Consider the following 20,992-nt stretch of genomic DNA (forward strand, 5'->3'; position numbering starts at 1 on the left):
CCTCATCGCAATGCACGGGCGAGAAGCGCCACCGCCTGGTCGAGATCGGAATAGGTAAGGACGTGGGTCTCGGCCCCCGAGATGGCGGCGCAGACCGCGTCGAAACCCTCCGCCGTCAGCTCCCCCCCGGCCGCGAAGGCCTCGCCGAGCAGGAAGCGCAGCGCCTCGGCGGGGTCGAGCGGGTCCAGCCGCGCCGGCATGCCCGGCCGGCGCCGCAGCCGGAGGATCCAGCCCACCGGTCGGGGGCGGGAGCGAACCGGCGCGTCGGGAAGCGGGAAGCGGACCCGGCGGCGGTCGGGCCGGCGGTGCGCCGGCGCGGCGACGAGGCCGGGCATCCGGGGCGCGAGCAGGGCCACGGCGCCCGACTTGACGGCCGGGGCGAAGGGCAGGCCGGCGCAGCGGCCGTCCGGGTAGAGCAGCGCGACATCGTCTCCGGCGAAGCCGAAGCCCGCGGCGGCGAGGGCGAGGGCGAGCGTGGTCTTGCCGGTGCCGGGCGGCCCCCCGAGCAGGAGCAGCCGCCCGTCGCGCAGGAGCGCCGCGGCGTGCAGCGCGAGCGCCTGATCGCCGTGTTCGAGGATCTCGGTCAGAAGCTGGCCCTTCAGGAGGACCGCCGCTTCGTCGGAGGCGGCGCCGGCCTGCCAGACGCCGTCGCGGAAGAGATGCGCCCGCCCGCCCGCGGCGAGCAGCGCGAATTCGGTGGCGGCCGCCTGCCCCTCCGGCGCCGCCAGATGGCGGAAGAGCGCCGCGAGCGGCGCGAAGTCGCCGTGACAGGCGACACGGATCCGCCTGCCCCCCAGCTCCAGCACCTGAGCGGCCGGGGCCGGGTCTTCCGGCGCGCGGCGCGGGCGCCGGTCGGCCAGTCCGAGCCGGGTCCATTCCCCGAGGGCGGACTCGGCATAGGCGCGCGCCAGTTCCGCCTCGACGCCGCGCGCGCGCAGTTCCGCGGCGATCGCCGCCGGCGACAGTCCGTCCTCGAGATGGCGCCAGATGTCGGCGGCGGTCTCGTTGAGCGCGAGGATGATCCCTCCCGCCGCGCTGAACAGAACGGGCCGGCCCCGCAGCCATCCGAGCCGCCCGGACAGCGTCCAGCCTTCCTCGATCGGGCGCGGGGGCGCGTCCATCCGGCTCAGGCGGGCGCGGGCGCGCCGCGCCAGGACGGTTCGCCGCTCCCCATCAGGCGCCGCGCGGCGGCGGTGAGGAACAGGACGAGCCAGAAGAACGGGCTCGTCGAGGGCCCGATCGAGTCGCTCGACATGTTGGCGGCCACATAGGCCATCGCGCCGATCGCGAGCCCGACGCAGAGCATCCGGTGCTCGAGCCGCGCGCCACGCGCGCGAAAGGCGCGCAGCAGCGTGTGGCCGCAGAGCAGCAGCGCCGCCCCGAGCAGCGCGAGCATCGCGACGAAGCCCGGCGCGCCGAGCGTCCGCAGGTAGTCGAGCAGGACGTTGTGGCTGTGCGGAACGAAGTCGTTGTAGCCGAAGATCGTGATCTCCTGCCCCGCGCCCTGGCCGAGGACGGGATCGGCGAGGAACTCGTCGATGCTGTTCTTCCAGAGCAGGTCGCGGCTCTCGAGCGAGGCGAGCTCCTTGTCCTGGGAGAGAAAGGTCAGCATCAGGCGCAGCGCGCGCGGGTTGAAGGTCATCAGCAGCCCGGCCACCGCCCCGACCAGCGTCACGCAGCCGAGCACGCTCGCGAGCGCCATCCAGATCCGCTTCGCCCCCTTGTAGGCGATCATCGAGAAGACGAGCAGCACGCCGAGGGTCGTCGCGCTGGAGAGCATCAGGTTGGTCTTCGAGCCGCAGGCGACGAGGCCGAGCAGCAGCAGGGCCCAGCACAGGATCCGCGTGCGCCGGCGCTGGCGCGTGGTCAGGATCAGCGCCATCAGCACCGGGAGGAGCGCGGAGATCACCATCCCGTACTGGTTCGGGTTCTTGAAGAACCCGGAGGAGCGGTCGCTGCCCCGGAAGATCATCTCCCGCAGCAGCGGATGCGAATAGCCGACGAAACTGAGCGCGGAGGTGAGCGCGAGGCCGAAGCAGGCGATGTCGAGATAGACCGGCAGCCGGCGGGAGGTGACCGTGCCGAGCACGAGCAGGAAGAGCGCGATCCCCGCCATCTGGCTCGCGAGATGGCGCGCCGCCCGGAACGGAACCGCCGCGTCGAAGACCGAGATGATCGACCACAGGATGAGAAACATGAGGCAGCCGAGAATGACCGCGCTCGCCCGCGCCGCGAGCGGGTCGAGCAGCGGGGCCTGCCGGAGGCGCGCGGCTTGGTACCAGATCGGCAGGCAGGCGAGCATCAGGAGCAGGGCGAGCGAGGTGCCCCCCGGCAGTTCCGGAAGGCTCGGAAAGCACAGGAGCAGCACGAAGAGGCATCCGAGCCGGTAGGCCCAGACATGGAGCGGGGGCGTCTCCGCGCCCTCCCCCACCCTTCCCTCCGGGCGCGCCCGTGATCTCTCCCTCACCGCGACCACTCCCGGTAGAGGGCGAGCCCGACACCGAGCGCGAGCCCGAAGGCGCAGGCGAGGGCGAGGACCGCCTTGTAGCGCGGGAAGCTCGGGCTGACCGGAATGAGCGCCTCGGAGGTCACCGAGACCTCGGGCCGCGTCGACTGGAGATAGACGGTCTCGAGATCCTTGCGATAGCCGTCGTACATCTCCTGATAGACCCGCGCCTCGCGTTCGGCCGCCTGCAGCTGGCTCCAGGAGGCCGAGCGCCCGTAGTCCATGAGCGCGCGCAGTTCCCCCTCGAGGCTGGAGCGGGTGGCGACGACGGTCGCGAGCCGCAGTTCGAGCGAGTCGCTCAGCTGCCCGAGTTCCTGGGTCAGCGATTCCCGCAGATCCGCGATCATGCCCTCGAGCTGGGCGATCGCCGCCGCCGAGGCGTCGCGGGCGCGCAGCAGGTCGAGGCGCCGCGTGGTCGCGACGAGGTTTCCGTGCAGCTCGGCGATCCGCTCGGTCTGCTGCGCGCCCACCGGCAGCGCCGCGACATCCGTGACTCCGGAGAGCACGTCGAGCCGCGCGCGCGTCGTCTTCGCCTCGATCTCGCTGTCGGCCAGCCGCTCCTTCAGCTGCGCCACCTGCCGGGTGAGATCGGCGGCGTCGCTGACCGGCTGCCCGTCCTGGAAGCGCAGCCGCCGCGCCGTTTCCAGCGCCGATTCCGCCTTGCGGCGCACATCCTCCATGCGCTCCTGGAGACGGCTGACCCGGGCGTCGTTGACCGCCTGGGCCTGGGCCCGGGCCGTCTCGACATAGCTCTCGGCATAGGCGTTCGCGATTTCCATCGCGAGCCGCCGGGACGGGGAGAGGTAGCTCACGGCGATCATCGCGGTATTGCCGATCCGCTCCACCTCGAGCGCGGCGCCGACCACGCGGATGATCTCGGCCCGCGCGTCGGCGGTCCCGGCCTCGGCTCCCGGCGTCGGGTCCGGTCCGGGATCCGTGTCCAGGCCGAACCAGCCGCGGATCTCCTGGACCGTCCGCTGCAGCCGGCCCGGCCGGGCGTCGAAGATCTCGTCGAGGCCGAGCTCGCGGATGACCGCCGCCGTCATCTCGTCCGACTCGATCAGCGCGACGTGATTGTCGAGGCGCATGACCGTCGCCGCGTCGGCCGGGCCGCCGCGGTCGAGATCCACCCGGATCGTCGCCGAGGCGGTATAGACCGGCTGGGCGAGGATGATGTAGCCGAGCCCGAGCCCGATCCCGAGCACGAGCCCGAGGCCGATGAGCCAGAGATTGCGGCGCGCCATCGCGGCGAGGCGCGCGAGGCCGAGCGGCTCCTCGCGCCAGCCGAGATCGAGTTCGGTCAATGCCTCGGATCCGTCCATTCCCACCTTCCGTCGCGGCCGTCGCTGGTTCCGAATTCCCGGTTACTGGCTCGAGTTACTGGCCGAGCGCCGCGGAGGCGCCGTTCCCGCCGATCCGCCGCGCCTCGATCACGTCCCCCGGGAAGAGTTCGGGGTCGGACCCGGCCTCGGCGCCGAGTTCGGCGCCGTCGCGCAGGATCGCGACCACGTAATCGTCTCCGACCAGTCCCGCCGGGGCACGCGCCGCGGCGAGACGGGCCGCCTTCTCCTGCGCCTCGGCGAGGGCGTCGGCGAGGGCGGACCAGGTCTCGCTGCTCGCGCCGGACTCGAGATCGGCGGCCTGTGCCTCGAGACCGGCGAGTTCGCTTCGCGTGTTTTCGAGCGCGACATCGATCTCGAGCACCCGGCTCGCGCTTGCGAGCGCCGCGCGGCGGACCTCGGCCAGCCGCGCGGCGGGCGCGAGCGGGCTGCCCCGTTCGAAGAGCCGGCGGACCTCCGCGACCGTCTCGTCGTCGAGCGCCCTGCCCTCCTCCTCGCTTGTCTTCTGTGCGAGCAGCGCGGCGATCCGACCCTTCGCCCGCGCGATCGCCTCGTCGAGGCGCGTCTTCTCCCGCGCGCGTTCGCGCTCCCGCGCGTCGACCATCGCCCGCGCGCTTTCGGCGATCTCCCGGAGCGTGGGGGAGTCGTCGACGAGAATGGCACGGTAGTCTCCCGGCTGGTCCGTGCCAAGAAGCCGCTTGAGGCTCCAGACGCGGGCGTTGACCCGGCCGAGTTCGACCGCGGCCGCGCGGAGCTGCTCCGCCGCCCCGGCGGTGTCGCGTGGTCGCGCCGTGCCCGTTCCCGCCTGGGCGAGCGCGCGGCGGGCGGTGAGGCCGGGCCGGAACGGTACCGTCGTCGCCGCCACCACGTCCCCCGAGACATAGACGGGGCGGTATTCCCGGACCCCGACATAGACCTCGTTCGCCGTGATGAACCGGGGCTGGCCGTCCGGCGCGGATCCCGCCGGGACCATCCCGACATAGGCCTCCGTCACCCGCTGTCGGAGCGCGCCGAGCGAACTGCCCGCCGCCTCCACCGCTCCGATGGCCGGGAACCAGGCGGTGCCGTCCGCTTCGACCGGAACGGAGCGCGCGATCTCCGGCGCTCCGAGGACCGCGACCTCCAGCACGTCGCCGGGGCGCAGCGGATAGTCGGCGGCGCGGGCGCCGCCCGGCCCCGTCGCGGCGAGGCCGGCGAGCAGAAGCCCGGCCGCGAGCTTCGCCCGGGCGCCGCGCGCCCCCGCCTGTTCCGCCCGAACGGTCCGGGACCGCGGGCCTTGCGCTTTCTCGCGGATCACGGCGTTTCCCCTTCCGAGCCGCCGGCCGTCCCTTCCCTTCCCTTCACGAGGGTCGGGCCCCGGTCTCGCGGTCGTATCCGACACGGTTCATGATGAAGGCGACCTCGGTTCTGTTCCTGGCGCCAAGTTTTCTCATGATGACCCGGACGTGTACTTTCACGGTATTTTCACAGATATCGAGTTCCCGCGCGATGACCTTGTTGGCCTTGCCCTGGCGCAGGGCTTCCGCGACCATCCGCTGCCGGGGCGTGAAGGAGGCGTCGCATCCGCGTTCGGGCAAATCGAGGCCGCGCTGGCTGGCGCCACGCTGGTCAGGGTCGCGCTCAAGGGGCGCGGAACTCTCCGCCGCGGCCGCGGCGAGGATGGACGCGCCCTCGCGGCGCATGCCCGCGAAGGCGGTCGCCGGCAGCGTGACGCAGCCGCTCGAGATCAGCCGCACCGCGTGGATCAGCGCGTCGACCCCGATCCGGGTCGGAATGCAGCCCCGGGCGCCGCAATTCACCGCCGCCGTCATCATTTCGACGCTGTCGGTATCGGCGAGCGCGATCACCGGCGTCGGGGAGGCCTGCGCGACCAGATCGCGCAACGCGCGCCCGACGGTGACGGTGGCGAGACCTTCGGTCCCGACGCTGCAGGTCACCACGTCGAAACGGATGTCGCGCCCCGCGAGCCGCCACTCCTCCACGGAGCCGAAGGCGGCGACCCTGATTCTCGGATGCTCGCTCTCGACGATGCGGGTGAAGCATTCCCGAGCCAGCGGAGCGGCGTCTATGAAAGCAATCGTGTTCCTGAATGGCCGCTCGCCGCGGTCATCCTCGGAATCCCGAGTCTGATCCCTCATGCACTGCGCCTTGCTTGTAAAAAGACAGACGTTAACTACCGCCTTTTGGCCTAAGACCAACTCATTCGGCATAATGCTGCGCGAATCGCGTCCGGTACTATGTCGATACCAGACGTTAACACAAATGTCTTATGTGACAATAAGATTTCATCGCTCTAATACTTAAATATCTCCGATTGTTTTTAAAGATAATTATAAATACTTATTGGAGTATTTATTTTATACAACAATCGATATCTAACACGTATCGCGATATATTTTAATACCGATGGGATTACAGATGTAAGTAATGAATATCGAGATTCATGTATGACTACAGATTCGTCAGCGAAAAACCTTGACACCCCAGTGCGAACGCTTAGGGCGCGCGCTACCGAATCGGCTGCTCCGGCAAGCCCGGCACCCCTCTCCCGCGCTCCAGGTGATGTAATCCATTCATAATCAATATTGGTAATGCACATTAATTAATATGCACATATTGATAAAACAGGAAAAATAAATCTTATGAAAATCAAATTATAATAAGAGGGAATTTTGGACATGACAGAGGTTGTCTCGGCCCTTGGCGGGGCCGCGCGGACGCGCGCCCGGCGGTCCGCGGAGGGGTCACCGGACCTGGAGTCCGCCCGATTCGAACGTTCCCCTCTCGGGGGATCGCCCAAACGCTTCCTCGACTGCGCGCTCGCGGGGGCGCTGCTGGTGCTGTTCGCGCCGCTGATGGCGGTGATCGCGGGAGCGATCGTCCTGCTGGACGGCGGCCGGCCGTTCTACTCCCATACCCGCGTGGGATACGGCGGCCGGATCTTCGGCTGCCTCAAGTTCCGCACCATGCATCGCGACGCGGACGAGATCCTCGCCGCCCATCTCGCGAAGGATCCGGAGGCCGCGCGCGAATGGGCGGAGGCGCGCAAGCTCCGGGTGGATCCGCGCGTGACGCCGGTCGGCGCCTTTCTGCGCCGGACCAGTCTCGACGAACTGCCGCAGCTCCTGAACGTGCTGAAGGGGGAGATGAGCTGCGTGGGCCCGCGTCCGGTGACCCGCGAGGAGCTGCCGCGCTACGACGCGCACGCCGCGGACTACCTGCGCGCGCGGCCCGGTCTGACCGGACTCTGGCAGGTCACCGGACGCAGCGCCGCCGATTTTCCGACGCGCGTCTCGTTCGACCACCGCTACGTCAGCACCTGGTCGTTTCTCGCCGACCTCTCCATCCTGGCGCGGACGCCGTTCGCCGTGCTCCGGGGGGAGGGAGCCTACTGAAGCCGGCGGGGCCCCGGGGCGTCCGTTCCTCCGCGCGGGCGCGGCGGAGGAACGGGCGCTCCGGATCAGATGATGAACATGTCCTTGTAGCTGAGCGCCAGCCCCGCGCCGAGGCGCGCGATCTCGACCGCCTCGCCGGCGCCCGACCCGTCGGGGTCGTAGCTGAGAAGCCCGGACTCGGTGTCGTAGATCACGTAGTCGTTGCCATCGTCGGGCGCGCCGGTCTCGAAATAGGAAGAGGAAAGCGCCCTGGGGTTCGCGAGCGTTCCGGAGCCCAGTTTCGCGAAGGCCGCGTGATCGAGATAGATGCGATCCTCGCGCGTGACGAAATCCGCGATCGTGTCGAGGCCGCCCGCGCCGTCGAGGAGGAAGGCGTCCTTGCCGGGGCCGCCCGACAGGGTGTCGGTACCCGCCTTCCCCAAGAGCAGGTCGTCGCCGGCCAGTCCGCGCAGGAAATCCGCCGCGCCGGTTCCGGTCAGCGTGTCGGCGCCCGCGCTCCCCTCGCGCATCGGCGTGGCGCTCTCCCATTCGAGACGGAGCACCGGAGCCGCCGCCGGATCGCCATCGTGGGAAACCGCGACCCGCTCGCCGGTTCCGCTGATCGTGAGCGCCAGCGCGTTTCCGGGCGCCCACCCTGCCCGATCGACGATTTCCTGGACGATGGCGGAAATGTCGGGAGATTTCTGCGCCGCGCCGCTCGCCCCCACGCTCGGCCAGTCGGCGGGCTTCCAGCCGGTGGAGGTGTCGGTGAGCGGACGGGACGACAGATCCTGGGCCGCGGTGGTGAATTTCGGGGCCGTGTCGGCGTCCACGCCCCGGATCACCAGGTTCGACGCGCCCGCGCCGCTCTCGTCGACGGTGAAGCGGAGATAGGCCCGGGTGATGACCGCGTCCTCCGGGATGTCGAGCCCGCCGAAGCGGATCCCGACGACCTGCGCCTTCGATCCGTCCTGCCCGAGTTCGAGGTCGCCGCTGCCGAGCGAGACGGATCCGGAGGGAGATTCCTCGGCGTCGTCGGCATCCGTCGCGATCCGCGCCTGGGTGACATGGGCCGTTGTCGTCTCGCCTGCGACCACGGCGATCGCGAAGTCCCTGGTCGCCACGCTTCCGTCGGTCGAGGTCGCGGTCACCTTGAGCCGGATCGTCGGCTCGAGCGCGGCGTCGAGTGTTCCCTGGCCGGAGCGGGTGATCCGTCCCCCGGTGTCGATGGCGAAACGGGCGTCGTTCAGCGCATAGCGCACGCTGTCCCCCGCGTCGGGATCGGCGGCGGTGGCGGTGACGCCGACGCTCGTCCCCGCCGCCGCCGCCGCCTCGATCCGGTCGGGCCGGCTGTCGGAATCCGCCTCGGCCGCGAAGGCGACCGGCGAGTCGCCGCCCGCCGTTCCGTCGTCGCCGTCATGCGCCGCGATCCACGCGTCCTTCTTCCCGGCCCAGAAGTCGCGCGCCCGCTGCCCCTGCAGGATCGTCCAGCCCGCGCCCGGCCGCGGGTAGTCGCTCGGCAGCGGATCGTCGGACAGGTTCAGGAAATAGTTGCCGGAGGATTCGACGGTCTTCTCCCAGGCCTTGGCGAGCCGCTCCTGCCCCGCGTGATCGACGTCCTCGATGGCGATGACGGAATCGTGGATGCGCAGATGGGGCGTGATGTCCGGCGTCCCCTTGTCGAGCTTGAACGGCGAGCCATGCGTGATCTCGCCCTTGTAGAGGAACGACTTGCTGCGCAGCAGGACGCCGTCGAGGGTGACCGTGTTGTCCGATCCGTCCACGTCGCCATCGCCGAGGCTGATGCCGGAAAACACCCCGTCGAAGAGGCTGTCGGCGATCGTGCCCGAGAGCGCGTCGTCGTTCTCGACCGCGTCGTCGCGCGAGTCGCTGACCCGGACGTCGGTGATCGTGAAACCGTCGGAGGCGCCCACCACCCGGATTCCATCCCAGGGTCGTGAGATCCGCCATCCGTCGATGACGACCCCCGGCGTGTCCTGGACCCGGACACCGGCGGAGTTCACGTAAGTCACCGTCCAGTCCGTATCCAGCGGAACCTCGCCCAGGATCGCGCCGCCATGGATGACGAGCCCGGACCGGCCCCCGGCCACCCGGAAGGGATAGAGGTTGAGCGTCTCGCCGATGTTGGCCTCGATCCAGCTCGCCTGCGTCGCATCGATCACGTCCACCGTGTCGCTGCCCTTGGGAAGCGACCAGGCGGAGTAGCCGTAATCGCCGGTGAGTTTGAGCATCATTCCTGGAAATTCCCGATCCCGCCGCCCTCCGCCGATCAGGCGGTCGCGGCCTGCGAAGTGGTTGAAGTGCCGGGACAGGATCCCGGGGCGCCGGGCGAACCGGTCCGAAGGGAAGGTATTACACGCCTTGCGAGCAGTTCGAGTCCTGTTCGCGACGAAGGGGCGGACCGGCGGATTGAGGCCGGTCGGGGTCTCGCCGGCCCGGCGTGACCGGCCTGGCGAAGGGCGGACACGCCGGGGAACTTCTAGCGTGCGAAGACGCTCCGGATCTCGCGCCAGCGGCTGGCGTAGAAGCCGCGTTCGGCGAACCGGCCCGGGAAGCGCCGCCGCACCGAGGGGCGATGGCGGAGCGAGGCGGCGTGTTCGACCGCGTAGGCGAGCGCCCGGCCCGGATCTCTCGCCCGGGGGTGGTCCCGCAGCCAGAGGGCGCGGCGCGCGAGAAATCGCGCGAAGCTCCCGACGGGAACCGGATCGGTGCCCGCCGTCAGCTCGCAGAGGCGCAGGAAGGCGTCGAAGGAGAGGCCGGCCTTCCCGGCCCCGGACCGGGCTTCCGCGACGACGCCCGGACCGTGGTACCGCGCGATCAGCGCGAATTCGACCACTTCGGAGAGCAGGACGCCGCCGCTCAGCAAGCGCCGATGGTTCACCTGACCATGCAGCACGAGATGCAGGAGCGCGTCCGCGGGCGCCGGCAGGCGCGCGCTTCGACCTCCGATGACGACCGGAGAGGAGCGCTCGAAGAGCCGGGGCGTGGGCAGCAGGGGCTGGTGCCATGGTTGCGCCACGCGGTGCAGCTCGATCGCGGCGGGCGCGCCCTCGCGCCACAGCGCGGGCAGATGATGATGCTCCTCCGCCAGCTGAGGCCCTTCCGCCAGAGGCGCGTAGCCCGCCGCTTCGAGCGCCGCCGCCGCCTCGTCGATCCGGGAGGCGGGCACCAGGAGGTCGAGATCCTGCATGAAGCGTCCGGCCGGGCCGAGCAGGCCGTCGGCGAGGCGCCCCGCGCCCTTGAGCAGGAGCGGTTCGATCCCCGCGGCGTCGAGCAGCGCGAGCACCTCGGCGAGCTCTTCGCGCAAGGCTTCGTTGCGCGTCCCGTTCGCCTCGGCGGCGAAGCGGAAACCATCGGCGAGCGCCTCCGGCAGCAGCGGCGCGATCGCCGGATCCTCGGTGAGCCGGCCGAGGAAGGGCGCGACGCGGTGCTCGAAGGCAAGCGGAACCAGCAGGGCGGGATCGAGCCGCGCGGCGCGGAGCGCCCCCGCCGGATCGGGCTCGGTCCCGAGCGCGACGCGGATCAGCAGGCAGAGTTCCGCGAAGGGAGTCATGACGCCGCCGCGGGAGCCGAGGCGGCGAGCTGCCAGGCGAAGGATACCGCCGCGTCGTGATCGGAATAGACGAGACGCCAGGCGGGAAGGACCCTCACCCATTCGAGCAGTTCCGCGACATGCCGGTCCGACCCCGGCGGCAGCATCCCACTCTCCGCGAGCAGCGCCAGCGTCTCCCGGGGCGCCAGGCGTTCGGCGCGGTACTGCGTCCCCGGCGTCCAGGTCGGAAAGAGAAGAGCTGCCACCGGAAAGCCCCGGTCGCGCGCCAGCCGGGGCGCGGGATAGTAGCGGATCGCGCGCGCGCCGAAGCCCGCGGGTGTCGTCCGGGCAAGGAAATCGTCGAACAGCGCCGAGAACACCGGCCAGCTGCCCTCCTTCACCCCCATGGCAAGGGGACAGGGCCAGGCGAACCGGGTTCCGGCCTCGATCGCGGTCGCATCGTCGGAGACGAGCCACGCGCCCCGGGCGAGGAGCGCGCCAGAAAGCGTCGTCTTGCCCGATCCCGAGACGCCGGCGATCGCGACCGCTCCCCCGCCCGGCACGGCCACGGTCGCGGCGTGCAGCGTTCCGAGCCATTCCCGCCCGGGATTGAGCGACCGGGCGAGCTGGCGCACCAGCAGCCACCAGCCGATGCCCTCCCCCTCCTGAACGATCCGTCCGTCGAGCGCGACGAGCGAACGTTCGCCGAGGGTGAGGAGATCGATCACCGGCCCGCCGTCGGGCGCGCCCTCCACCGTCAGCGGCGCGAGCATCCGGGCCAGCACCCCGGCCAGCCGCGCGTTCCAGACCCGGACGCGCGGCGTGGCGCCGTTGCCGGACAAGACGAGATCGAGGAAGGGCGCCTGTCCGGTGGGGGGTATCCAGGCCTGGCCGATCCGCTCCACGCGCGGCGTGTCGGCCTCCGGAGCCTCGGCGAGAAGTGCGACGAGATCCGCGCCGCTCAGTCCGGAGGCGGCCGCCGCGATCTCCTCCCGCAGGAACCAGATCCGGCCGCTTTCGCCGTCGTGAACGACCAGGCCGCGATCGAAGTCGAAACACCGCGCGGCCCGGGAAGACATGTTCAAGTCCCTGGTTCCGGATTAGGCTTGAGTGTCAACCGAATTCGCCCGAGGCATCGGCCCGCGCCTTGCGCGGGTCGAAGAGCAGCGCGGCCATGGGCGCGGCCGCGGTCACCGCGGTGACCTTGAGCATCCGCTTCACCACCTCGCGGCGGGCCTGGATCTCGGCCTCCTCGGTGGTCTCCACGGCACCGTGGTTGTTTTCCGGCTGATGGGTCATGTCATGATCCTCACAATTGACAGGTACTGACTGGGAAAAGCGCTTCGGCGGGTAGGGTCACGCGAAGATGAAATCGCTGGCGGTCAACGGATTCCCGAGAGCGCCTCCGGACAGAACATCCGGACCCTGCACCAGGATCGTGTCGCCGCCTCCGAGATCGATCGTGGCATCCCCGTTCGAATAGGTGATGCTGAGCCCGTTCATGCCGGTGATGCCATAGGCGCTGACGTCGATCGTGTCGGGCTGGAGATTCAGGAGGGCGTGCTTGTGGAAGTCGGCGATCGTATCCGCGCCGCTGCCCGGGGCGAAGACGAAGGTATCGCTACCGCCCGCGAGGCCGAGCAGGTTGAGCGCCACCGGATAATCGCCCCACAGGACATCGTTTCCGGCGCCGCCCGTGATCGTGTCGGAACCCGCGCCGAGGCCGGTGATCGCCGAGTTCGAGGTATCGCCGTAAATGGTGTCGTTTCCGGCGCCGCCCGAGATCTCGTCATCGCCGAAGGACAGAAGATTGGCGGCGGTGAGCCCCAGGGTCGAGCGATAGTCGCCGACGAGGATGTCCGCGCCATCGCCGCCCTCGATCATGTCGTCGCCGAAGTTCAGCGTGGTGATCAGAGTCCCGAGGTCGCCGGTATAGTCGCCGACGATGACGTCGGCTCCGCCGTCGCCATAGAGGGCGTCGTCGCCGCCGGCGAGGGCGCTGGGGAGGTTGCCGGCGCTGTCCCCGACGAGCGTATCCGCGCCGGCTCCGCCATGCAGCTCGTCGGCGACGAAGGAGAGGATATTGAGGCTCAGGCCCAGGCCCACACCGCTCGCTCCCGGGTCACCATAGATCGTGTCGTCGCCGTCGCCCCCATAGATCGTGTCCGAGCCGAAGCTCAGCGCGTTGGCGCTGATGCTGATCGCCCCGAGCACACGGATGTCGCCATAGAGGATGTCATTGCCCGCGTCGCCCTGGATCAGGTCGTCGCCGAAGCTGAGGGCGCTGACGCTTACCGATACAAACGACGAATTGTCATAATCGCCGTAGATCACGTCGTTGTCATTGCCGCCATGGAGCGTGTCGGAGCCCAGGGCGAAGGCGCCGATCGAGACGTTCGCGAGCGCGAGGGACCCGAAGTCGCCATAGATCTCGTCGTTTCCGTCGCCGCCGTGGATCATGTCGTCGAAGCCTGAGCGGAACAGGTCGATCGAGATGAGGGCGCTGTTGACGGTATCGCCGTAGACCGTGTCGTTGCCGTAACCGGTCCAGAGCGTATCATTGCCCGAGTCCCCGATGGCGGTCACGCTCTGGGTATAGTTGGGAACGCCCCGGCTCGGATTGACCGTCAGATCGAGCAGATCGTTCCCGCCGGCGAGATTGATCTCCGTGAACGTATTGGCGAAACGCTGGAACGATCCGTCGAAACTGTTTCCCTGTCCCCCGAGGGACAGATCGTAGATCATCGCCTCGTTCTGGCCATCGCCGGACAGGAGATGCGTTCCGTCGTCCAGAAGAGTGGGAAGATTGTTCCCGCGCGAGCGCATGCCGGCGAGATTCGCGGTTATCGATTCATCCCAGCGGTTGATCGCGGTGCCGGATCTGAAAGTTCCATTGGATGAGAACGCTACCATTACACAAACCCCCGAGTTCAAAGCGCCTGAACTGATCTGTTGATCCATAGGAGATTTTTCGCCGAGAGGGCAACATATTTTACACGTTTTACGGTAAGATTTTTTAATACAACCTGTAATTAAAGTTGACTTACAAGTATAAACCTTAGGTTGTGTATTATGTCGACTCTACATTTTCACCACCAACTTAGGAAGTCTGTCTATGTGTCTCGGAAGAACCCTTGCGTGGAGCTATGGGGACTCCGACATAGCTTCCAGCGGAAGCTTATGTTTCGCGTGATGCTTGACCGCCGGGAAAATGGCTCCGCCGGCGCGGAGCCTCCCCCACGCGATGGAGACGGGCAAGAAGGCCGAGAATCCGCAACTTTCGGTTTTCCCTCGCGACCAGCGCCGCCACCTCCCGCGCCATGACGCGAGGTCTCCTCGGTCGTGAGCGCGTAGGACGCACCGGTGTTGCCGTTGGCCACCGGCAGGTAGGCGCCGGCGCCGAGCGAGCGCGGTCGATGAACGACGCGGGCCTCGGCGGGGAGACCTCGCCGCTCCCCGCCATGCGGCGTGACCGGAATGCCCGAGATGCCGGCCGGCGCGGCGCCGAGATCGAAAGCCTCTCGCCTCAGTAGATCTCCGGCTCGTCGGCGACCTTGCCGAAGGAGCGCGCCAGATAGTCGAAATCGCAGCCCTCGTTCGCCTGCCCCACGTGCCGCTGGAACATGTAGCCGTAGCCGCGCTGGTAGCGCGGCTCGGGCGCGACCCAGGCGGCGCGGCGGCGTTCCAGTTCGGCCGCGTCCACCAGCATGTCGAGCCGGCGGTTCGGCAGGTCGATCCGGACCGTGTCGCCGGTCCGGAGCAGCGCGAGCGGCCCGCCGACGAAGCTCTCCGGCGCGACATGCAGCACGCAGGCGCCGTAGGAGGTGCCCGACATGCGCGCGTCGGAGATGCGCAGCATGTCGCGATGGCCTTCCTTCACCAGCCGCCTCGGCAGCGGCAGCATCCCCCATTCCGGCATCCCCGGCCCGCCCTGGGGCCCGGCGTTGCGCAGGACCAGAACATGGTCGGCGGTGACCTCGAGCGTCTCGTCCTCCACGGCCTTCTTCATCTCGGGATAGCTGTCGAAGACCAGCGCCGGTCCCTCGTGGACGTGGTACTTGGGATCGCAGGCGGCGGGCTTGATCACCGCGCCGTCGGGGCAGAGGTTGCCGCGCAGTACCGCGAGCGAGCCCTCGTGGTAGACCGGGTTCGAGAGCGGCCGGATCACGTCGTCGTCGTAGACCTTCGCCCCGTCGAGATCCTCGGCGAGGGTCCCGCCGGTGACGGTGACGGCCGAGGTGTCGAGCCGCCCCTCGATCCGCTTCATCAGCGCGCGCAGGCCACCCGCGTAGAAGAAGTCCTCCATCAGGTAGTCCTTGCCCGAGGGCCGGACATTGGCGAGCAGCGGCGTGACGCGGCCGAGCGCGTCGAGATCGTCGAGCGAGAGATCGACGCCGGCGCGGCGCGCCATGGCGATGAGATGGACCACCGCGTTGGTCGAGCAGCCGGTCGCCATCGCGACGATCGCCGCGTTGCGCACGGCGGCGTCGGTGACGATCCGGTCGGGGGTCAGATCCTCCCAGACCATCTCGACGATCCGGCGCCCGCAGGCCGAGGCCATGCGCTGGTGGCCGGAATCGGCGGCCGGGATCGACGAGGCATTGGGCAGCGTCAGCCCCATCGCCTCGGTGATCGCGGTCATCGTCGAGGCGGTGCCCATGGTCATGCAGGTGCCGACCGATCGGGCGATGCCGCCCTGGATCCCGAGCCATTCCTCGCGGGTGATGTTGCCGGCGCGGCGCTCGTCCCAGAATTTCCAGGCGTCCGAGCCGGAGCCGAGCACCCGGCCGGCATAGTGGCCGCGCAGCATCGGGCCGGCGGGCAGGAAGATCATCGGCGCGCCGGCGGTGAGCGCGCCCATGACGAGGCCCGGCGTGGTCTTGTCGCAGCCGCCCATCAGCACCACGCCGTCGAGCGGATGCGAGCGGATCGTCTCCTCCACCTCCATCGCCAGCATGTTGCGGTAGAGCATCGAGGTCGGCTTGGTGAAGGTCTCGTCCACGCTCAGGGACGGCATCTCGACGGCGAAGCCGCCCGCCTGCGCGACGCCGCGCTTCACGTCCCTGACGCGCTCGGGAAAGTGGCCGTGGCAGGCGTTGAGTTCGGACCAGGTGTTCAGGATGCCGATCATCGGCTTTCCCATGAACTCTTCCTCGGCGTAGCCGAGCTGCATCATCCGCGAGCGATGCCCGAAGCTTCGCAGGTCGTCGGCCGCGAACCACCGCGCGCTGCGCAGGGCGGCGGCGGTCTTCTTCCTGGTGTCCAACATCGCGCCCTCCCGAAGCTTGTCGAGACATGTATGCGCATTCATGATGACGCTGTCAACGAATATGCCCGAGGCGAGGGCGCGGTTATCGTGTTGTCTTGACAGGGGCTTCGGGCTCCGGCAGCATTATGAATACGCTTTCATGAAGGCGTTCCAGCGGCCTGGAAGCCGCAAATGTCCGGCCGCGAACCAAAAAGCGGCGAATGGGAGGAAACCAATGAATCTGACCCGCAGAACGATTCTCGCCGCCCTGAGCGCGACCGCCCTGCTGGCGCCGCTCGTCGCGGCGGCGCAGGAACTGCCGCGCAATGTCCGTCTGGTGATCGGATCCAACTCCACCGGCGGCGACACCTATCAGAACGCGGCCATTGTCGCCGACGCGCTGGCCGAGAAGCTCGGGATCAACATCAAGGTGGACGCCGTCGGCCCGACCGAGGCCTTCAAGGCGGTCGGCCGGGACAGCCGCGGCACGACGCTGATGATCCACCACGACCAGTCCTATCTCGGCTACCTCTACGGCGTGCGCGGCTACGAGGACATCTTCGCCAGCTACAAGATCGGGCCGACCGTCTCGGTCAATCCGGGCAACGCCTACCTCGTCCCGAAGGACTCGCCCTACAAGTCGATGGCCGACATCCTCGCCGCCGCCGAGAAGGGCGAGCGGGTGCGCGTGGCGATCCAGCCCGGCGGCGTCTCCGAGATCGGCTTCTCGGCGATGAAATACGCCGCCCACGCGGCCGCCCCGGGCTCGGAGGCGAATCTCGTACCGGTCAATACCGGCAGCCAGTCCGACAAGGATCAGGCGCTCTTCGACAACCTCGCCGACGTGATCAACGGCTCGATCCAGTCGAACGAGCAGTACACCCAGCTTCCCGCCGACGACCAGAAGGCCATGCGCTTCGTCTGGATCACCGCGCGGCCCGAAACGCTGCGGAAGGCGCCGGAAGCCGGCATGGGCGCGATGACCCGCGACGACATGCTCAAGTTCGCGAGCCCCGAGACCAGCGTGCCCCTGGGCGAGGGGAAGGACTTCACCTTCGACAAGGTATTTTTCTTCATCTACAACAAGGACATGGATCCCGCGATCGTCGCGCAGATCGACGAGGCTCTCGCCGAGGTCTACGCCGACGGCAAGATCGAGAAGCGCCTGACGGACGCCTTCTTCATCCCGGATTTCCGCCCCTCCGATGAGGCCCGGGCGCATCTCCAGGAAAAGAACGACACCTACGCCCGGATCATCAGCGAGATCGGCGAGCCGAGCAACTGATCCCTCGGCGCGGAGAGGAGACGCCGGCCGGCTTCGGAACGGCCGGCGCACCCTTCGCATGTCCAATCCCCGGGAGGAACCCATGGGAGATCTCACCCACGTCACGGTGAATTTCGAAACCTCGCACCTGATCTTCCCGACGCTGATCGCCATCGTTCTGGTGATCCTCGGGCTCGCCATCCTCATCACCAACCGCCGCCAGATCGCGGGCGCGGGCCCCTATTGGCGCGGGGTGCTGGACCGGATGGACAAGGTCCGCTTCCTCGGAACCATCGCGCTCACCGTCATCTACTTCATGCTGATGGTGCCGGTCGGCGACACCTGGCCGAATACCGGGCTCGGCTTCCTGATCTGCTCGATCCCCTATGTCTTTCTCAGCGGCGTCCTCTTCCTGCGCCACCGCGCGCCCCGCGACCTGCTGCCGGTGGCGATCTCGGCGCTGGTCGCGCCGACGCTGGTCTGGTGGCTGTTCACCGATCTCTTCGCCCTCACCCTGCCCTGACCGGATCCGGAGCCCGTCATGGAAGTCCTCCACGTCATCACGCCGCTCTTCGTGTCGCTCATCGTCGGCGGCACCTTCGTCGGCATCGTCTTCGGGGCGATCCCCGGCATGACCGCCACCATGGCCGTCGCCGTCTGCCTGCCGCTCACCTATTCGCTCGGTCTCGAGAACGGCCTCGCGCTCCTGCTCGGCCTCTATGTCGGCGGCATCTCCGGCGGCCTCGTCCCGGCGATCCTGCTCGGCATCCCGGGCACGCCCTCCTCGATCACCACCTGTTTCGACGGCTATCCGATGTGCCAGCGGGGCGACGGCGAGAAGGCGCTCCGGATCGGCATCATCTCCTCGCTCGTCGGCGGCCTGATCAGCCTCGCGGTGCTCTACTTCTTCGCCCCGACGCTGGCGGATTTCGCGATCCAGTTCTCCTATGTCGAGAAGTTCCTGATCATCCTCTTCGCGCTCACGGTGATGGCCGCGCTGAGTTCGGACATGCTGATCGGCATCTTCTCGGGCTTTCTCGGCCTCCTCGTCAGCCTGATCGGCACCTACGGCATCGAATCCGGCGGCAACGGCGAGATCCGGCTGATCCCGCCGGGGCTGGAGTACTGGCTCGAGAGCGGCTTCGCGCTCCTGCCCGTGCTGATCGGCCTCTTCGGGCTGGCGGCGATCCTCGAGGAAGCCGAGATCGGCGTGCCGGAGAGCCAGTCCGCCCGCAACGTCCGGCTCGGCGCCGGCACCGGCTTCTCGCTCTCGGTGTTCCGCGGGCAGATCGGCAACCTGATCCGCTCGTCCGGGATCGGCACCTTCGTCGGCATCCTGCCCGGGGTCGGCGGCTCGGCCGCCTCGATCCTCTCCTATACCGCCACCAAGGCGCTGTCCTCGCATCCGGAGACCTTCGGCAAGGGCGAGCCCGCCGGAGTCATCGCCTCGGAATCCGGCAACAACGGCCTGACCGGCGGCGCCCTGGTCCCGCTCATGTCGCTCGGCATTCCCGGCGACAGCACCACGGCGCTGCTGATCGGCGCCTTCACCCTGCAGGGCATCCAGGTCGGACCCCTCTTCATTGGCCAGAACCCGGTGACATGGGACGCGATCATCGTCGCCATGCTGATCGCCAACCTCGCGATGTTCGCGATGATGTATTTCGCGATCCGCTACATCGCGCGCGTCGTTTCGGTGCCGAAGCCGATCCTTTTCCCGATCATCCTGATGATGTGCGTGATCGGCGCCTACACGATCAACTACGGCATCATGTTCGATGTCTGGTCCCTGCTGATCTTCGGCCTGTTCGGCTGGCTCGCCCAGAAGCTGCGGCTCGAGATCGCACCCTTCATCATCGGCTTCATCCTCGGTCCGTCGGCGGAGATCTACTTCGTGAAAAGCCTTGAATCCTTCGGCGATCTGACGATCTTCTTCACCAAGAGCTGGATCGCCGTCGTGCTCTGGATCCTGATCGCCGCCTCGGTCGCGGGATCGGTCCTGCTCGCGCGCAAGACGCGGCGGGCAAGGGAGGGGCGCTGACTCTCCGCCGGCGCCTCCGGGCGCCGTCCGGAAGCGCTTCGGAGCGGCCGGCGGGCGGGACCTCCGTGGAAGGCGTGGGGCGGATACGGATACATGGGGACGCCCGCGCCCCGCCTATCGCAGTGTCAGAAGGACCCTCCGGATGAACAAGCCCGCCGTGACGATGGAGATGATCGGTCGCATCGCCGGCGTCTCGCAGGTCACCGTGTCGCGCGCGCTGAGCGATCCGTCCAAGGTCTCGCCGGCGACCCTCAGGAAGATCCAGGACGCGATCGCCGCGACCGGCTTCGTCCCCAACGCCCTCGCCGGCGCGCTCGCCTCCCGCCGCAGCCGGCTGGTCAGCACGCTCGTCCCGTCGATCACCAACCTGACCTATTCCTCGATGGTGAAGTCCTTCGCGCAGGAGATGCGCGCTCAGGGCTATCAGATCATGCTTTCGGAATGCGGCTTCGATCCGGCGGAGGAGGAGGCCGCGGTCATGACGCATCTCTCCCGCCGCCCCGACGCGATGCTGCTCGTGGGAACCCGGCACAGCGCCAATACCCGTAAGATGCTGCTGGCGGCGGGCATTCCTGTGGTCGAGGTCTGGGACATCACCGATACGCCGATCGACCTCTGCTTCGGCTTCTCCCACCCCGAGGCGGGCAAGGCGGCCGCGCGCTTCGCCGCCGGGGCGGGCTATGCCCGGGCGGCCTGCGTCGGCGCCAGCGACGAACGGGCGCTGCGCCGCAAGGAAGCGTTTCGCGCCGAGTTCCGCGCCCTGACGGGCACGGAGGTCCCCGAGGCCCGTTTCGAGAGCGAAGCCAGCCTCGGGATCGGGCGCGCCGGGCTGGCCCGGCTGCTCGATACCGAGGGTTTCGAGAAGGGCGTCGTCTTCTGCAGTTCGGATCTCGTCGCGCATGGGGTCCTGCTCGAAGCCGCGTCGCGCGGTCTGGCGATTCCGGGAGACATCGCCGTGATCGGCTTCGGCGACCAGGGCTTCGCTCCCGACACGTTTCCCCCGCTGACGAGCATGCGCGTCGATCGCGGCGCCCTCGGCGCCAGCGCGGCGCGGGCCATCTTCGACCGGCTCGACCGCGGCCACTCCGCGCCGATCGTCACCGACATCGGTTTCGAAATCATCCGGCGCGAAAGCGCCTGAAGCGGCCGTCGAGATCTCCATACCGGCCCGCGGCTTCCGGAAAGCACCGCACATCGAGGCCTGAAAGAAGACCGCATTCGATCACACGCCAATAGGGTTGGAAGCTTCTGCATCACGGGCGGCAATCAAAGAAGACTCTACATGCAAGATCGACTTCGCCATGGCCAGCGCGTGGCCGCCGCCCGGGCCGGGTTCGAGCCAAGCGGGCCGGACGCCGGATCGACGCCGACCCCCGCCTGCCGTCCCAGGGTCGACCCGAGCGCGGCCGCGCCGTGCCCGATCCGCTCGCCGCCGTAGCCACCCGCCGCGCTCAGCACCGGCCAACTTGCTTGACGGTCTGCGGACACGGAGGTTGACGCCCTACAAGAGGCTTTGTCTGGAATGACGACGCTCACCGACGATCGGATATGGCTGGCCTGGACAGGCATGGAAACGGACCTGATCTTCAACCAGGGTGTGGATCTGCCCGGCTTCGCGGCATTCCCCATGGTCGATAGTTCCGACGGGCGCGCGCGGCTTCGGGAC

At 68.6% G+C, this 20,992-nt stretch carries 16 protein-coding genes; 5 read left to right on the top strand and 11 right to left on the bottom strand.

All coding sequences use genetic code 11. The annotated features are described in order from the left end of the window. Positions 1–2: 2 nt before the first annotated feature. From FJM51_RS15855 to FJM51_RS15875, 5 genes are read right to left on the bottom strand one after another with little or no spacing between them, the layout of a single operon-like run. Positions 3–1,121, bottom strand: coding sequence for a PqqD family peptide modification chaperone (locus FJM51_RS15855; RefSeq protein WP_140455117.1), 1,119 nt, complete (start codon positions 1,119–1,121; stop codon positions 3–5). Positions 1,122–1,126: 5 nt separating this feature from the next. After that, positions 1,127–2,431, bottom strand: coding sequence for an O-antigen ligase family protein (locus FJM51_RS15860; RefSeq protein WP_140455118.1), 1,305 nt, complete (start codon positions 2,429–2,431; stop codon positions 1,127–1,129). Between the two features lie 32 nt (positions 2,432–2,463). Beyond that, entirely contained in the window at positions 2,464–3,828 is a 1,365-nt protein-coding gene (locus FJM51_RS15865) for a GumC family protein (RefSeq protein WP_140455119.1), read from the bottom strand. Positions 3,829–3,883: 55 nt separating this feature from the next. Further along, a complete protein-coding gene (locus tag FJM51_RS15870) occupies positions 3,884–5,143 on the bottom strand; it encodes a polysaccharide biosynthesis/export family protein (RefSeq protein ID WP_181164589.1) in 1,260 nt (419 codons plus the stop codon). A 43-nt stretch (positions 5,144–5,186) separates the two neighbouring features. Beyond that, positions 5,187–6,056, bottom strand: a complete 870-nt coding sequence (locus FJM51_RS15875) for a response regulator transcription factor (RefSeq protein ID WP_140455121.1) — start codon at positions 6,054–6,056, stop codon at positions 5,187–5,189. Positions 6,057–6,524: 468 nt separating this feature from the next. On the opposite strand from FJM51_RS15875, the gene FJM51_RS15880 reads away from it, so the two are divergent. After that, a complete protein-coding gene (locus FJM51_RS15880) occupies positions 6,525–7,241 on the top strand; it encodes a sugar transferase (RefSeq protein ID WP_140455122.1) in 717 nt (238 codons plus the stop codon). A gap of 65 nt (positions 7,242–7,306) precedes the next feature. Here the strand turns inward: FJM51_RS15880 and FJM51_RS15885 are convergent, their stop codons facing one another. The 6 genes from FJM51_RS15885 to araD form a co-directional block, all read right to left on the bottom strand. Next, positions 7,307–9,475 carry a hypothetical protein gene (locus tag FJM51_RS15885; protein ID WP_140455123.1) on the bottom strand — a complete coding sequence of 723 codons (2,169 nt, stop codon included), beginning with the start codon at positions 9,473–9,475 and terminating at the stop codon, positions 7,307–7,309. A gap of 245 nt (positions 9,476–9,720) precedes the next feature. Then, positions 9,721–10,794, bottom strand: coding sequence for a nucleotidyltransferase family protein (locus FJM51_RS15890; RefSeq protein WP_181164590.1), 1,074 nt, complete (start codon positions 10,792–10,794; stop codon positions 9,721–9,723). Next, complete coding sequence (locus FJM51_RS15895; RefSeq protein WP_181164591.1) at positions 10,791–11,858, bottom strand: phosphoenolpyruvate carboxykinase (ATP); 1,068 nt, start codon at positions 11,856–11,858, stop codon at positions 10,791–10,793. The genes FJM51_RS15890 and FJM51_RS15895 overlap by 4 nt, the downstream gene beginning before the upstream one ends. Before the next feature lie 28 nt (positions 11,859–11,886). Further along, the gene (locus tag FJM51_RS15900; RefSeq protein ID WP_140455126.1) at positions 11,887–12,072 is read right to left on the bottom strand and encodes a hypothetical protein; all 186 of its coding nucleotides are present in this window, start codon (positions 12,070–12,072) and stop codon (positions 11,887–11,889) included. Positions 12,073–12,129: 57 nt separating this feature from the next. Next, positions 12,130–13,734 carry a calcium-binding protein gene (locus tag FJM51_RS15905; RefSeq protein ID WP_140455127.1) on the bottom strand — a complete coding sequence of 535 codons (1,605 nt, stop codon included), beginning with the start codon at positions 13,732–13,734 and terminating at the stop codon, positions 12,130–12,132. A 565-nt stretch (positions 13,735–14,299) separates the two neighbouring features. Continuing rightward, positions 14,300–16,042: an L-arabinonate dehydratase gene (araD, locus tag FJM51_RS15910; RefSeq protein WP_140455128.1), complete on the bottom strand. Its 1,743-nt coding sequence runs from the start codon at positions 16,040–16,042 to the stop codon at positions 14,300–14,302. Between the two features lie 214 nt (positions 16,043–16,256). Here araD and FJM51_RS15915 point away from each other — a divergent pair, with 214 nt between their 5' ends. From FJM51_RS15915 to FJM51_RS15930, 4 genes are all read left to right on the top strand, one after another. Then, on the top strand, positions 16,257–17,306 hold the full coding sequence (locus FJM51_RS15915) for a type 2 periplasmic-binding domain-containing protein (protein WP_140455129.1): 1,050 nt from the start codon (positions 16,257–16,259) through the stop codon (positions 17,304–17,306). A gap of 82 nt (positions 17,307–17,388) precedes the next feature. After that, positions 17,389–17,808 carry a tripartite tricarboxylate transporter TctB family protein gene (locus FJM51_RS15920; RefSeq protein WP_181164592.1) on the top strand — a complete coding sequence of 140 codons (420 nt, stop codon included), beginning with the start codon at positions 17,389–17,391 and terminating at the stop codon, positions 17,806–17,808. An 18-nt stretch (positions 17,809–17,826) separates the two neighbouring features. Beyond that, positions 17,827–19,326, top strand: coding sequence for a tripartite tricarboxylate transporter permease (locus tag FJM51_RS15925; RefSeq protein ID WP_140455131.1), 1,500 nt, complete (start codon positions 17,827–17,829; stop codon positions 19,324–19,326). A 142-nt stretch (positions 19,327–19,468) separates the two neighbouring features. Further along, complete coding sequence (locus tag FJM51_RS15930) at positions 19,469–20,467, top strand: LacI family DNA-binding transcriptional regulator (RefSeq protein ID WP_233713152.1); 999 nt, start codon at positions 19,469–19,471, stop codon at positions 20,465–20,467. The last annotated feature ends 525 nt before the right edge of the window (positions 20,468–20,992 follow it).

It is taken from the genome of Amaricoccus solimangrovi (assembly GCF_006385685.1).
Lineage (GTDB): Bacteria > Pseudomonadota > Alphaproteobacteria > Rhodobacterales > Rhodobacteraceae > Amaricoccus > Amaricoccus solimangrovi.

Bases quoted from the DNA above. Each gene is read 5' to 3' on its own strand.
- FJM51_RS15855 (WP_140455117.1), bottom strand. From the start codon at position 1,121: ATGGACGCGCCCCCGCGCCCGATCGAGGAAGGCTGGACGCTGTCCGGG.
- FJM51_RS15865 (WP_140455119.1), bottom strand. From the start codon at position 3,828: ATGGACGGATCCGAGGCATTGACCGAACTCGATCTCGGCTGGCGCGAG.
- FJM51_RS15875 (WP_140455121.1), bottom strand. From the start codon at position 6,056: ATGCCGAATGAGTTGGTCTTAGGCCAAAAGGCGGTAGTTAACGTCTGT.
- FJM51_RS15880 (WP_140455122.1), top strand. From the start codon at position 6,525: ATGACAGAGGTTGTCTCGGCCCTTGGCGGGGCCGCGCGGACGCGCGCC.
- FJM51_RS15885 (WP_140455123.1), bottom strand. From the start codon at position 9,475: ATGATGCTCAAACTCACCGGCGATTACGGCTACTCCGCCTGGTCGCTT.
- FJM51_RS15890 (WP_181164590.1), bottom strand. From the start codon at position 10,794: ATGACTCCCTTCGCGGAACTCTGCCTGCTGATCCGCGTCGCGCTCGGG.
- FJM51_RS15900 (WP_140455126.1), bottom strand. From the start codon at position 12,072: ATGACCCATCAGCCGGAAAACAACCACGGTGCCGTGGAGACCACCGAG.
- FJM51_RS15905 (WP_140455127.1), bottom strand. From the start codon at position 13,734: ATGGATCAACAGATCAGTTCAGGCGCTTTGAACTCGGGGGTTTGTGTA.
- araD (WP_140455128.1), bottom strand. From the start codon at position 16,042: ATGTTGGACACCAGGAAGAAGACCGCCGCCGCCCTGCGCAGCGCGCGG.
- FJM51_RS15915 (WP_140455129.1), top strand. From the start codon at position 16,257: ATGAATCTGACCCGCAGAACGATTCTCGCCGCCCTGAGCGCGACCGCC.
- FJM51_RS15920 (WP_181164592.1), top strand. From the start codon at position 17,389: ATGGGAGATCTCACCCACGTCACGGTGAATTTCGAAACCTCGCACCTG.
- FJM51_RS15925 (WP_140455131.1), top strand. From the start codon at position 17,827: ATGGAAGTCCTCCACGTCATCACGCCGCTCTTCGTGTCGCTCATCGTC.
- FJM51_RS15930 (WP_233713152.1), top strand. From the start codon at position 19,469: ATGAACAAGCCCGCCGTGACGATGGAGATGATCGGTCGCATCGCCGGC.